The following is a 12,691-nucleotide window of genomic DNA, read 5'->3' on the forward strand; positions in this document are numbered from 1 at the left end:
GGCCACCGGCGCGGCGGAACCGCCCCCGCAGCTGCGGCGACCAGGATGGCCGCATGACCACACACGAGGACCAGCCGGCCGGCGGGCTGCGGACCGCGCCCCAGGAGGGCGCGGCCGGCGCCGGGCAGCCCCAGGGACCGCCGGTCGGCGCGGTGAGCGGGCTCCCACTGCCCCAGGGCGACGGGACCGAGCGGCAACTGCTGGAGCAGTGGCTGGACTTCCAGCGCGCCACGCTGGCCGCCAAGTGTGCCGGGCTCGGCGACGAGCAGCTCAGGACCGCCTCCGCCCCGCCTTCCGGGCTGACGCTGCTGGGACTGGTGCGGCATCTGACCAAGGTGGAACGGCACTGGTTCCGGTCCGTGTTCGGTGAGGCGGACTCCGAACCGCTCTACTCCTCGAAGGACGCACCCGACGGCGACTTCGCGGTGGCGGACGCCGAGAGCGGAGCGCGGACGCTGGCCGTCTGGCGGCATGAGGTCGACCGCGCACGCAGGTCCGCGGCCGCACGCTCCCTCGACGACACGGGAACCAGCCCGTGGCGGCCGGCCTGGACCAACTCCCTGCGCTGGATCCATCTGCACGTGATCGGCGAGTACGCGCGGCACAACGGCCACGCCGATCTGCTGCGGGAGCGCATCGACGGCAGGACCGGCTTCTGAACGCTCCCCGATCACTCCTGAGGGGGCTTCCGCACCGCGACCCGGGTGGGAAGAGTTGCCCGAGTGTCACGAATGACGAAAGCCATGGCCCTCCTGGGAGTGGCGCTCTCGACCACCACCGGGTGCGTCACCGTCCAGGGCGATCCCGGTGAGGCCGGCGACAAACCCGCAGCCCAGCACTCCCATCCGCCCCGCGGCGGGGCCGTACCCACCCGCCGTCCGGTGCGGTCCCCGGCGAAGGAGGCGCTGTCCCAGCTGCCGCGCCGGGGAGCCGGACCTGCCCCCTCCCCCGGTGCACAGCCCCCGCGAAGCGGCGCACCCGGCAACCGCGAGGACGCGCACCCGACGGGCACGGCAGGGCACCCGGGTCAGCGGTCCGCGCATCCCCGGCCGGGGCCCGGCGCGCCGGGCCGGGCCCCGGCGCCGGTCATCGGCGGCGGGACGGGCCGCGGCCACGACGGCTCCGGGCCACGCGAGCGGCACCGGCGCGGTAACCACCCGCCGCGTCCGGACAGCGCCGTCTGCGAGCTGGGCGAGTCCTACGGCCGCTGGGACGCGGACAGCGCGCAGGCGCGCATCTGCCGCTCCCAGTACGGGAGGTGAACCCGGCCCCGCGCAGGCCCGCCCGGCGGAACGAGGCAGGCACCGCCCCACCGCGGACCTCCGCGGCACTCGGTCACCCGCCCGGCCGCGCCCGGGAGTGAACCCTCGGCCCAGACGCCGCCTGGGGAGGTATTCGCTCCGGCACGGCACCAGCGGACCCGCGCCGGGGTGCGAGCGCCACGTCGAAGCGCGGACGCCAGGCCAGGGAGCGCAGACTCCTTGCCGGGCGGCGACCGCTCCGCCAGGAAGGGAGGAGCCCCGCTCCGGCAGGCGGCCCGCCCTATACCTGCGGGTCCGTGCCGCCGTCCGGGCCGTCGGCTTCGCCCGGGCGCCCGCCCGGTGATGCGGCGCCGTCCGCGATCCGCTTCTCCAGACGTTCGACGGCGGCCAGGAGGCCCTGCCGGTACGCGTCCGCGGGGAGCGCGTCGAGCCTGCTCCGGGCCTGCTCCAGCTCGCTCCGGGCCGCCGCCTCCTCGCCCAGCTTGACGTGGTCGGCGGCGAGGTCGAGGTACAGCGAGGGATACAGCGAACGGACCGCCGACCGGTGCTCGTCCCGACCGGCGCCGTCCTGCTCCAGCGCGTCGGCCGCCGCGAGGGCGCGCAGATCCCAGGCGAGCTCGTCGACGGGGTCGTCCTGGGTGTCGGCCATGTAGTGCGCGATCGTGCAGCGGTGGAACAGATCGGCGTCCATGTCGGTTTCCGTCCACAGCGCGGCGAAGCGGTTCCGGGCCTCCTCCCGGTCGCCACCACGGTGCAGCATGATCGCCTGGCCGATTCTGACCATCGTCGCGTGCTCCGCGCCCTGGGGCGCGTCCTGCTGGGGCTCCGCCACGAGGGGGCTCCTCCCGTTCGCCGAGTACTGAGGACACGACGCTAACGGCCGCCTCCGACAATGGCGCTCACCCCGGGCGGAGCCCCGCGTGGCTCAGCTCCGAACGGGGATGCGCCAGTTGACCGGCGTGTGGTCCTGGGCCGCGACGGCCTCGTCGATCTGGGTGAAGGGCCGGGATCCGAAGAAGCGCTTCGCCGACAGCGGTGAGGGGTGGGCGCCCTGCACCACCGCGTGCCGCTCGGTGTCGATGAGCGGCAGCTTCTTCTTCGCGTGATTGCCCCACAGGACGAACACCGCCGGGTCGGGCCGGTCAGCGACGGCGCGGATGACCGCGTCGGTGAACTTCTCCCAGCCCTTGCCCTTGTGCGAGTTGGCCTCGCCCTCGCGCACGGTCAGCACCGCGTTGAGCAGCAGCACACCCTGCTCGGCCCACGGCATCAGATAGCCGTTGTCGGGCACGGGGTGGCCCAGCTCGTCCTGCATCTCCTTGTAGATGTTGCGCAGCGAGGGCGGAGTGCGGACCCCCGGACGGACCGAGAAGCACAGCCCGTGCCCCTGACCCGCGCCGTGGTAGGGGTCCTGGCCGAGGATGAGCACCTTCACCTGCTCGTACGGGGTCGCGTCGAGGGCGGCGAACACCTCCTCGCGGGGCGGGTAGACCGGTCCCCGCTCCCGCTCCTCCTCGACGAACTCCGCCAGCTCCTTGAAGTAGGGCTTCTCGGTCTCCTCACCGAGGACGCCCTGCCAGGACCGGGGCAGCATTTCCTTCACGCGCTGTTACCTCCGCTGCGGTGGTGCATTTCCGTGTGCTCACTGACCGCACCGAAGGTACCGCCCCGCACCGACAGCGCGGGACGGCCTCGGAACAGCGCGGGACGGCCCCGGAACACCGCGGGACGGCCCCGGCAACACCTCTCCCCCGGCACGCCGCGCCTCCCCACGCCTCCGGTGTGCGCCCCGGCAGCTCCCGGTGCGCGCCGACCTCCCTGCCGGCCCCGGAGCACTCCGCCGCGGGCGGCTACCAGCTCGACTTCTTGTACAGCTCCCAGACGCGCATGATGACCGAGGCGTCGACGGCCCACTCGACCCCCGCGACATCCTTCTCGGCGGCGATGTAGACCTTGCCCTGCCACAGCGGCAGCAGCCGCACGTCCTCGGCCATCTCCCGCTGCACCTTGGCGAACGACTGGCCGGCCGCGCCCCGGTCGCTCTGCCGACGCGAGTACGGCAGCAGCTCCTCGGTCAGCTTCCGGTTCCTGTAGGGAGTGCCCATCGCGTTCTTGTCCCCCACGAAGGGGGTGATGTAGTTGTCCGCGTCGGGGAAGTCGGCGGACCAGCCGCGGCCGAAGACCGGGTACTGCCCCTTGAGGTAACCGTCCTGGAAGTTCTCCCAGGAGCGCGACCGCAGCGTGATGTCGAACAGACCGGAGCCCTCCAGCTGCTCCTTGAGTTCGGCGAACTCCCGGCTCGTCGAATCGCCGTACCGATCCTCGGCGTACCAGAGGGTGAGCTGCACCTTGTCGGTGATGCCCGCGTCCCGCAGTATGGCGCGCGCCTTCCCGCGGTCGGGCTCCCCGTAGCGGTCGAGGTAGGCGTTGGTGTGCCCGGTGATGCCCGTCGGGACCATGGAGTAGAGCGGGTTCGCGGTCCGGTCGTAGACCTCTCGCACCAGCTTCTTGCGGTCGACGAGCTGGGCGACGGCGCGGCGTACCGCGGGTTTGGCGATCTGCTCGTTTTTCGGGTTGAAGACCAGGAAGTGCACCTCGGAGCCGGTGATCTCGCTCAGGTCGTAGGAGGTGTCACCCGTGGTGGCGGCCTCCTGGAACTCCAGCACCTGGTCGGGGGTCAGACCTCGGTAGGTGAGGTCTATTCGGCCGTGCTTGAGGTCGCCGACCATCTGGGTGGACCGCTTGTAGTAGCGGATGGTGACCGCGTCGTTCCGGACCTTGGCGGTGCCCTTGTAGCGGTCGTTCCGGACGAGCACGGCCCGCTTGCCGGGCTCGTAGCTCTTGAGCTCGTAGGGCCCCGAGCCCGTCACCTCGTTGCCAGGACGCAGGCTCGCGCGGGGGTAGTCGTCGGGGTCGACGAGGGAGGTGGCGGGAGTGGAGAGGATGAAGGGGAAGGTCGCGTCGGACTTCCTGAGCCGGAAGACCACCACCCGGCTGCTCTTCATCTCGACCTGCTCCAGATTGGCCAGCAGCGCCGCCGGGCCCTTCGGCGACTCGATCGAGGTGATGCGGTCGAAGGAGTGCTTCACCGCCTGGGCGTCCAGCTTGCGGCCGCTGGAGAACTGCAGCCCCTTGCGCAGCTCGCAGCGGTAGATCCGGCTGGCCGAGTCGGTGAACCCGCAGTCCTCCGCGGCCTCGGGCTCCGGCGTGGTACCGGTGTTCGGGATGGTCATGAGGGTCTGGAAGACGTTCCGGTACAGCTCCCAGGAACCGTCCCAGGCAGCAGCCGGGTCCAGGGAGCTGGGGGCGCTTGTGGTGCCGACCACGATCTTGTGCTCCTCGCCCCCGTCGCCCCCGGAGAGCGCGCTGCACCCCGCCAGGAGTACGAGGGAGAGCATGGTCGCTGCGACTTTCAGCAGCCCATTCCGGTCGAACACGTGCGCGCTCCTCAGTCGGCGGTGCCTTACCTCTGGTGCGGTGCCCACGGGGTGCGTCCACGCTCCGACGTCACCCGACTACGGGAAAACGTTTGGACATTACCCCAGCCACAACCGTGACGGAGCAGAACGAACTGTCCGGGTGCCGGGACTTGGAGTCCGACACCCGGACATAAGAGCCATAGGCCGCTCGGTGCGCGAAACCGCTGCACCTGTCCGACGTCCGCACGGGCGCGCCTATTGTGCTATTCGACACCCGCGTTGAGGAAGAGACCGCCGTCCACTGTCAGCGTCTGCCCGGTGATCCAGCCCGCCTCCTCGGAGGTGAGGAACGCCGCAGCGCCGGCCACGTCCGAGGGCGCGCCGAGCCTGCCCATCGGATAGCGGGCGGCCGCCTCCTCCTCACGCCCCTCGTAGAGCGTGGCGGCGAACCTCGTCTTGACCACGGCGGGCGCCACCGTGTTGACCCGTACCGCCGGCGCGAACTCGTGCGCCAGCTGCTGGGTCAGGTTGATCATGGCGGCTTTGCTCATCCCGTACGCACCGATGAACGGTGAGGCCGAGAGGCCCGCGATCGAGGCGACATTGACGATCGTGCCGCCGTGCTCCTGCTGCCATGCGGCCCAGGTGCGCTGCGCAAAGCCGAGCGCCGAGATCACGTTGGTCTCGAACACCTTGCGTGCGACGCCCGGGTCCAGCTCGGCCATCGGCCCGAACACCGGGTTGGTGCCCGCATTGTTGACCAGGTGGTCGACGCGCCCGTACGCCTCCATCACACCGTCGACGACGACCGCCTGGTGCTCCAGGTCGTGCGCCTTGCCCGCGATCCCCATGGCCCGGTCGGAACCGAGCCGCTCGACCGCCTCCTTGAGCGCGTCCGCGTTCCGCCCGGTGATGCACACCCGGTCGCCGCGCGCCACGAGCGCCTCGGCGATTCCGTAGCCGATGCCTCGGCTGCCGCCCGTGACCAGGGCGACCTTCCCGCTTTCGGGCTGTCCGCCCGCGTTCTGCTCCGTCATGCGATCCACTCCTCGCCGGCCGTCAGTTGAGGGGTCCGCCGGCGACATACAGCACCTGGCCGGAGACGAAGCCGGCCTTCTCGTCGACGAAGAAGGCGACCGCGTTGGCGATGTCGGCGGGCTCCCCCACGCGCTGGACCGGGATCTGGCCGGCCGCGGCGGTCTTGAACTCGTCGAAGCCCATACCCACGCGCTCGGCGGTGGCGGCGGTCATGTCGGTCGCGATGAAGCCGGGGGCCACCGCGTTGGCCGTGATGCCGAACTTGCCCAGTTCCTTGGCGAGGGTCTTGGTGAAGCCCTGCATGCCGGCCTTGGCCGCGGCGTAGTTGATCTGGCCGCGGTTGCCCAGCGCGGAGGACGAGGAGAGGTTGACGATGCGCCCGAACCCGGCGTCCACCATGGACTTCTGGCAGGCTCGGGACATCAGGAAGGCGCCGCGCAGATGCACGTCCAAGACCGTGTCCCAGTCGCTGTCGCTCATCTTGAACAGCAGGTTGTCGCGCAGCACCCCGGCGTTGTTCACCAGGACCACGGGCGCCCCTAGCTCCTCGCAGACGCGGGTGACCGCGGCCTCGACCTGCCCGGAGTCGGAGACGTCGCAGCCTACGGCGAGCGCCTTGCCGCCCTGCTGGGTGATCTGCTCGACGGTCGGGGCGCAGGCGGCCTCGTCGAGGTCGAGGACGGCGACGGCGTGGCCCTCCTCCGCGAGGCGGACGGCCGTGGCCGCGCCGATCCCTCGGGCGGCGCCCGTCACGATCGCGACTCGCTGCTCGGTGCTGGACATGCTGGTGTCTCCTCGGCCTGAATGGGTGAGCAACCGCTTAGTACCTCTGGCAGTCGTGACGCTATGAGGCACGACAGGCCCTGTCAACGGCGCCAAGTGCGGGATCGGCACCGAAGCCGCCCCCGCACCCGGCTCAGCGCACCAGCAGATCCAGCAGGCGCTCGCTCTCGGCTTCCGGATCGGCCGTCAGCCCGGTGTGCACCGGCCCGGGCTGGACGACCGTGCTGCGCGGTGCCACCAGCCACCGGAAGCGCCGCCCCACGTCGTCCCCGGCGGCCTGCCCGGCCCGGGCACCGCCGCCGCACACGCACTCCACGGCGTGCAGCGCCGCGCGGACACCGCGTACATCGGCACACGGATCGAGGGCGAACAGCCGGTCCTCGTCCAGATGGGTGCGGGCCCCCAGATAGGAGCGCGCGCGGCAGTAGACCAGCACACCAGCGTTGATCGACTCACCGCGCTCGATGTGGGGAACGACACGCAGCAGGGCGTACTCGAAGACGTCGAGATCGCCGCGCTGGGCCGGCTCCGCAGGCATCCGCTTCACTTGGCACCGCCGCCTTCCCCGGTGAGCCACCCCGGCGCTCGCGAGGGTCCGTCCTTGCTCGGCTCGCCGAGCGTGATCCGCTCATGGATCGTACGGGCGCGGGAGGCCAGGACCTCGGTGTACGCGGCCCGCACCGCGTCCGGGTCGGCGAATCCCGGTTCGTCCGCGAGCCACTCGTCGGGGATCTCGGCTACGCACTCGGACAGCAGTTCCTCGGTGACGCGGGGGGCCAGCTCGGCCGCGGCCTCCTCGGTCCGCGGGACGAAGGGGGCCAGCGCGTGGTCGGAGGCGTCGTAGGAGCGCTCGGCGGCCGCCCGCGCGGTGGGCCAGTTGTGGTGGAAGACGAGTGTCGCGCCATGGTCGATCAGCCACAGATCACCGTGCCACACCAGCATGTTGGGGTTGCGCCAGGAGCGGTCGACATTGCCCACGAGCGCGTCGAACCACACCACCCGTCCGGCTTCCTCGGAACTCACCTGGTAGGCGAGCGGATCGAAGCCCAGCGAGCCGGGCAAGAAGTCCATCCCCAGGTTGAGGCCGCCGCTCGCCTTGAGCAGCACCTGCACCTCCTCGTCCGGCTCGGACAGCCCGATCACCGGGTCCAGCCACGCCCGCACCAGGTCGGGCACCCGCAGCCCGAGCCGCAGCGCGAGCCGACCGCACAGCACTTCGGCCACCAGCGTCTTGCGGCCCTGTCCGGCGCCGACGAACTTCATGACATAGGTCCCCAGATCGTCGGCCTCGACGAGTCCGGGGAGCGAACCGCCCTCTCTCAGAGGCGTGACATAGCGCGTGGCTGTGACTTCGGGGAGCATTTCGCCAGGCTATACGGCCGTGCCGACCCTGAGATCGGCAGCGGGCCGCCGCACCGCTACGGGCCGGCGACCTGTCTTCCCGCTCTGCGGAAGCCCCGGGGTGTCAGTCGGCTGAGAGCGCCTCGAGAAGCCGGCCGGTCTCGGCGTGCGGCAGGCTCCTGGCGACATCGGCCACCGCGATCATCCCGACCAGGCGGTCTCCGTCGATGACCGGGACCCGACGAACGCCGTGCCTGCTCATCGTGGCGAGTACCTCGCTCGTGTCGTCGTCCGCGCCGACGGTGACGGCCTCGGCCTGGTTGAGGCTGCCGGCGGGCATCTCGGCGGGCTTGCGGCCTTCGGCGAGGACCTTGGTGACGAGGTCACGATCGGTCACCACGCCCTTGATCTTGTTGTCCTTGCCGCAGATGGGAAGGGCACCGACGCCGAGGCGGGCCATCAGCCGGGCCGCGTCGCCGGCGGTCTCGTCGCTCTGTACGCATTCCGCGCCGGGAGTCATCATCTCTCGTGCCGTCGTCATCTTTCCTCCTCGGGTGCCCTGACCGGACGGGAGGTGCAGCCACCGTCCGGGATCGGGGGCTCAGGGCCGTCCGCACCGGCGGGTTTCACACGTTCCGCCGGTCAAACCCCGCAGCCGACGGGCCCGCGCCGGTGCGCGTACCGGCCGGAGCGGGCCCGCCCACGCTGGTCAGAAGCGGTGCCGGCCGTGCCGGAGAGGTTCCGATGGTTCGGCTGCGGTGTCCGGTGCGGCCGGTGAACGCCCGGAGGCCCCGTCGGAGCGCTCGGGACGCTCGCCCTGCGGATCCCCTCCGGTGGGCTCGGCTCCGGCGGCCAGTTCGTCGAGCCGCGCGGTCAGGAAGTGCACGACCTGTGTCCGGTTCGCGTGGGCCCGCTCGTGGTCGAGAAGCCGCTGCACGTCCTCGCCGGACAGCGGTCGGATGCGGTGCTCGACGGCGCCCGCGGGGAGCTGGTCGAAGTCCGGCAGGGGCAGGGGCTTGTCCTGGGAAGCTGACATGGGTTGCGCTACCTCCGGGCGGGAGACGGTTCTGCTTCCGAGTCTCCCGACAGATCCGGCGTCCCGCAGCGCGGGAGCGGCGCTCCGTGCGATTCCGGGTCCGCCCGTGCCATTCAGGGTCCGCCCGTGCCATTCCGGGTCCGTATCACGTCCGGTGCCCGGCTGCCGGGGGTCCCGGGCCGAGACGACGGCGCAGCTGCGGCCGCCGCCCCGGCTCACGGGCCCGGTCTCAAACGGCGGCAGGAGCCCGGTGAGCGCGCGTCCGCCGGGTGCCGTGCTTCCGCTCCGCGACGTGGCGCTCCAGCATGCGGTCCGCTGCGGAGAGGGCCTCGGCGAGGGACCGGGTGTCCGTGGTCACGCAGAGGGTGTACGCCAGGTCCTCCACAGCTTCGCGGGTCGCCGGGGTGGGAGCGGTTTCGTGCTGTGTGCGGGCGTCGGCGTAGCGGGCGAGGAGGAGCCGGAGCGTCTTCTCCGCTGGGTGCAGCACTGGGGGTCCTTTCCGGGAGCAGGCGGGCCCGGGCACCGATTCCGGAATCCTCACGTGTGGAGTCCGCGGTGGCCGGATGCACGCGCCATGGCCGTTGCCGTGCCGTTCCGGCCGGCGTTCGACGGCCTCGGGTACCCGGAGTCCCCTCCGCCACACCGGTAGTTCTGCGCCGCGGTGGCGACGCCTGATGCGGGGCGTCCGCGGGACGAACGCAGCAGGCACTCGACTCTGCACCGGCCTCGCCGCGTGGGACCGAGCGCAGCGGCGGGAGGATTCGGGGGCCGTCGGCCCTGCCGTCTGCGTTGCCGTCTGCGTTGCCGAAGGAGGACGCCCCTTCCCCTCGCCCGTCCCGCACCCGTCCTGCTCAGTCCTGCGGGAGGAGTTGGGCGGCGACCGCCGTGATGGTCTCGACGGCCTGTGCGAGAACGGGATTTCCCCGGGCACCGAGTCGGGTGACAGCCATGATGCGGCGCGCCGGGGCCGGTTCCCCGCGCAGTGGGATCCGGGCGACGGGCGAGTCCTCGCGCAGTCGCGCCAGGCGCGGCACCAGGATCACGCCGAACCCGTGCGCGACCAACGCCGTACCGGTGTCCCACTCGTCCGCGTAGTGGGCGATGTCGGGTGTGAAGCCCGCACTCATACAGGCCGCGAGCACGAGCTGGTGGTAGGTCGTACCCGGGCTGCCCACGATCCACTGCTCCCTGGCGGCATCGGCCAGCGTGACCCTCCGGCGCTGCGTCAGGGGGTGGTCGTGGGGGACGACCAGGTCCAGCGGATCCTCCAGCAGCGGCCGCTGGTCGAAGCGCTGATCCGTCATGGGCGGCGAGTCCGCCGTGACGACGAGCAAGGCCAGATCGGCCTCTTCCGCGAGCAACAGGTCGAAGCAACGATCCGGCTCTGCCTCGACGATGCGCACCCTCATGTGCGGGTGGGCATCGCGCAGTCCGGCGGCGGCGGGCGGCAGCAGACTGCTGGCGGCGGTGGAGAAGCCGCACAGCGTGACCGGGCCGGTGGGCTCGGTACCGACAGCGGCCAGTTCGGCGCGGGCGACTTCCCACTGCTCCTGGAGGCGCTCCGCATGGCGCAGCAGGATGCGAGCGGTGTTCGTCAGGCGGATGCCGCGGCCCTGCTGGACCACGAGTTCCTCGCCCACCGCGGCGGCGAGCTGACGCAGCTGGTAGGAGACCGCTGAGGGCGTGTAATGCAGGGCCTGGGCGGCGGCGGTCACCGTGCCGTGCTCGGCGACCATCTGCAGAATCCGGAGCCGGGAGTCAATCATGCAAAGAGTTTGCATGATTGGGCGCGAATTCGTTTGATTCCCCTTGTGTTTCCCGGCCTGCACACTGGCTTGCGTGACTGATCAGCGTCTTTCCCCGGGCAACAGCGCCCACTCGGAACCGGCCCCCGCCTCCCCACCCGCCGTACAGTCCATCCGAGGGCGGCGGCTGCCGGAGGGCCGGGATGACCGGCGGACGGTGCGGACCACCGGACTCCTCGTGGTGGTGCTGACCGCGGGCGCCTATCTGCCCGGCCCGCTCTACCCGGACTACCAGCGCCTCTTCGGCTATGACGACCTGGTCATGACGCTGCTCTTCGCGACGTTCGCGCTGGTGAGTGGACCGACGCTGCTGCTGTGCGGGCCGGCCGCCGATGTCGTGGGCCCCCGGCCGGTGCTGCGGTCGAGCGTGCTGCTGGCCGCCGTCGGCTCCGGCTGCTTCCTCCTCGCCCTCGGCCCCGCCTGGCTCTTCGCCGGACGCGTGAGCCAGGCGCTGGCGCTGGGGGCCGCGACCGGCGCCGCCCAGGCCCTCATCACCCGGCACCAACACCCCTCAGCCCGTGTCGGCGGGCCTTTGCTGGCCGGGCTGGCCTTCGCGGCAGGCACCGCCGCGGGCCCCGCCGTCTCGGGGGTACTCGCCCAGTACGCGCCGGCCCCCCTGGTCACCCCCTACCTGCTGCACCTGGCGCTGCTGGCCCGGGTCTGGCACCTGATGCGCCGGAACATACCCGAGCCCGATCCGGGGGCCTCCGCGGGAGCCCGCCGACGGTGGCGCCCGGCCCGCCCGCAACTGCCCTCCGCCCTCCGGCCGTTGTTCGTCGCAGCGGGGCTGGCCGGGTTCCTCGCCTGGGCCGTCGTCGGCATCTACCTCGCGCTCCTTCCGGCGCTGCTCGCGCGTACCTCGCGCGGAGCGGGCCCGGCCCTGGCGGGAGGTGTGGTGGCGGCAGTTCTGGTGTGCTCGGTGCTGACGCAGTGCGCCGGGGCGCGCCGCTCGGCACGCTCGGCCCGGTTCGCCGGTCTCGCCGCACTGACCGTGAGCCTGGTGCTCCTGGCCACCGGCGGTGCCGCGTCGCTCCCCGCAACGCTCGTCTCCGCCCTGCTCGCCGGCTCCGGACACGGGCTGGCCGTCGGCGGGGCCGCCCGCGCGGTGGACGCGCGGACACCTCCCGGACACCGCGCCGGGATCGCGGCCGCGCTGTACCTCCTCTTCTACGCGGGGTCCGGAACCCCGGCCGTCGCCGTCGGGCTGATGTCCACGCACATGCCGCTCACTGCGGCGGTGACCGTGCTGAGCTGGGCCGGTGCCGCCCTCGGCGCGGTCGTTCTGTTCGCCACCTGCCGCCTGCCCGTCCCGATGCGACGAGACGGGCGGGCGACGCACTCCGCCGCGCGCGTCCCTCGCCGGGTCTTCCCGAGCGGCCTTCCGGCGCGTGGGACGGGGACGTCTGCACCGGCCCGGCTGCGCGGCCGCCGCCCACGCCCGTCGCCGCGTTCCTCCGTCGGCCCGGCGGACGTTCGTCCCCCGGGCCGACGGCCGGTCCCTCCTGGCCCGCATCGGCCGACAGCGCAGGAACACCCCTCCGGGACGTGGCGGAACCGCTGAACCGCATGAGGGCGACACGGGCAGAGCCACCGCCGGAGTCGGAGAGGGCACGCTCACCTCCGGAGTGCCGGCGCCCGGGACCGGGCGCGGATGGGCCGGGGACTCGCGGGGGCGCACTACCCAGGCGGGGGGCTCTGCGCCTAGGCTGGCGGGGCAGCTGGTTCGTCCCGTCCGCCAGGCGGGACGTCGTAAGAGGGAACCCGGTGGAAGTCCGGGACTGCCCCGCAGCGGTGAGTGGGAACGACAGCCGTCACACGCACTGGACCCGACGGTCCGGGAAGCGACGGCCAGTAGGAGCCCGCCGGGAGACCGGCAGGCGCGCCCGCGAGTCCGAAGACCTGCCCGTTGCCCGCACACGCCCATGTGTGTGCGGACATTCCGGTGACCTCGAGGGCGGGTCGGCGCAGAAATCCCGGTGGACGGACGCAGCCGCGCTTCCGTCGCCC

General features: G+C 72.2%; 14 protein-coding genes and 1 riboswitch. Of the genes, 3 read left to right on the forward strand and 11 right to left on the reverse strand.

What is annotated here, in order from left to right; genetic code table 11:
• Positions 1-53: 53 nt before the first annotated feature.
• Together ACFYNS_RS02445 and ACFYNS_RS02450 are read left to right on the forward strand one after the other, a co-directional pair.
• Positions 54-659 (forward strand): DinB family protein, encoded by a 606-nt coding sequence (locus ACFYNS_RS02445; RefSeq protein WP_360303495.1) that lies wholly within the window; start codon positions 54-56, stop codon positions 657-659.
• A gap of 72 nt (positions 660-731) precedes the next feature.
• The gene (locus ACFYNS_RS02450) at positions 732-1,262 is read left to right on the forward strand and encodes a hypothetical protein (RefSeq protein ID WP_388600222.1); all 531 of its coding nucleotides are present in this window, start codon (positions 732-734) and stop codon (positions 1,260-1,262) included.
• 280 nt (positions 1,263-1,542) lie between these two features.
• On the opposite strand, the gene ACFYNS_RS02455 is transcribed toward ACFYNS_RS02450, so the two are convergent.
• From ACFYNS_RS02455 to ACFYNS_RS02505, 11 genes are all read right to left on the reverse strand, one after another.
• A complete protein-coding gene (locus ACFYNS_RS02455) occupies positions 1,543-2,094 on the reverse strand; it encodes a hypothetical protein (RefSeq protein ID WP_388600224.1) in 552 nt (183 codons plus the stop codon).
• 93 nt (positions 2,095-2,187) lie between these two features.
• Positions 2,188-2,856 (reverse strand): uracil-DNA glycosylase, encoded by a 669-nt coding sequence (locus ACFYNS_RS02460; RefSeq protein WP_388600294.1) that lies wholly within the window; start codon positions 2,854-2,856, stop codon positions 2,188-2,190.
• Positions 2,857-3,112: 256 nt separating this feature from the next.
• Positions 3,113-4,699 carry an ABC transporter substrate-binding protein gene (locus ACFYNS_RS02465; protein ID WP_360298405.1) on the reverse strand — a complete coding sequence of 529 codons (1,587 nt, stop codon included), beginning with the start codon at positions 4,697-4,699 and terminating at the stop codon, positions 3,113-3,115.
• Between the two features lie 245 nt (positions 4,700-4,944).
• The gene (locus tag ACFYNS_RS02470) at positions 4,945-5,718 is read right to left on the reverse strand and encodes an SDR family oxidoreductase (protein ID WP_360298402.1); all 774 of its coding nucleotides are present in this window, start codon (positions 5,716-5,718) and stop codon (positions 4,945-4,947) included.
• Between the two features lie 22 nt (positions 5,719-5,740).
• Complete coding sequence (gene fabG / locus ACFYNS_RS02475) at positions 5,741-6,502, reverse strand: 3-oxoacyl-ACP reductase FabG (RefSeq protein ID WP_360298399.1); 762 nt, start codon at positions 6,500-6,502, stop codon at positions 5,741-5,743.
• Between the two features lie 133 nt (positions 6,503-6,635).
• On the reverse strand, positions 6,636-7,040 hold the full coding sequence (locus ACFYNS_RS02480; RefSeq protein WP_360298396.1) for a DUF3037 domain-containing protein: 405 nt from the start codon (positions 7,038-7,040) through the stop codon (positions 6,636-6,638).
• Between the two features lie 5 nt (positions 7,041-7,045).
• The gene (locus tag ACFYNS_RS02485; protein WP_360298393.1) at positions 7,046-7,864 is read right to left on the reverse strand and encodes a HipA family kinase; all 819 of its coding nucleotides are present in this window, start codon (positions 7,862-7,864) and stop codon (positions 7,046-7,048) included.
• Between the two features lie 103 nt (positions 7,865-7,967).
• Positions 7,968-8,384 carry a CBS domain-containing protein gene (locus ACFYNS_RS02490; RefSeq protein ID WP_360298391.1) on the reverse strand — a complete coding sequence of 139 codons (417 nt, stop codon included), beginning with the start codon at positions 8,382-8,384 and terminating at the stop codon, positions 7,968-7,970.
• Positions 8,385-8,552: 168 nt separating this feature from the next.
• Positions 8,553-8,879, reverse strand: a complete 327-nt coding sequence (locus ACFYNS_RS02495; protein WP_360298388.1) for a hypothetical protein — start codon at positions 8,877-8,879, stop codon at positions 8,553-8,555.
• Between the two features lie 229 nt (positions 8,880-9,108).
• Positions 9,109-9,366: a DUF5133 domain-containing protein gene (locus ACFYNS_RS02500; RefSeq protein WP_388600229.1), complete on the reverse strand. Its 258-nt coding sequence runs from the start codon at positions 9,364-9,366 to the stop codon at positions 9,109-9,111.
• A gap of 364 nt (positions 9,367-9,730) precedes the next feature.
• A complete protein-coding gene (locus tag ACFYNS_RS02505; RefSeq protein ID WP_360298382.1) occupies positions 9,731-10,645 on the reverse strand; it encodes a LysR family transcriptional regulator in 915 nt (304 codons plus the stop codon).
• A 73-nt stretch (positions 10,646-10,718) separates the two neighbouring features.
• Here ACFYNS_RS02505 and ACFYNS_RS02510 point away from each other — a divergent pair, with 73 nt between their 5' ends.
• On the forward strand, positions 10,719-12,245 hold the full coding sequence (locus ACFYNS_RS02510; RefSeq protein WP_388600231.1) for an MFS transporter: 1,527 nt from the start codon (positions 10,719-10,721) through the stop codon (positions 12,243-12,245).
• 141 nt (positions 12,246-12,386) lie between these two features.
• Positions 12,387-12,606: riboswitch (cobalamin riboswitch) on the forward strand.
• The last annotated feature ends 85 nt before the right edge of the window (positions 12,607-12,691 follow it).

The organism is Streptomyces sp. NPDC006925, assembly GCF_042869575.1.
Lineage (GTDB): Bacteria > Actinomycetota > Actinomycetes > Streptomycetales > Streptomycetaceae > Streptomyces.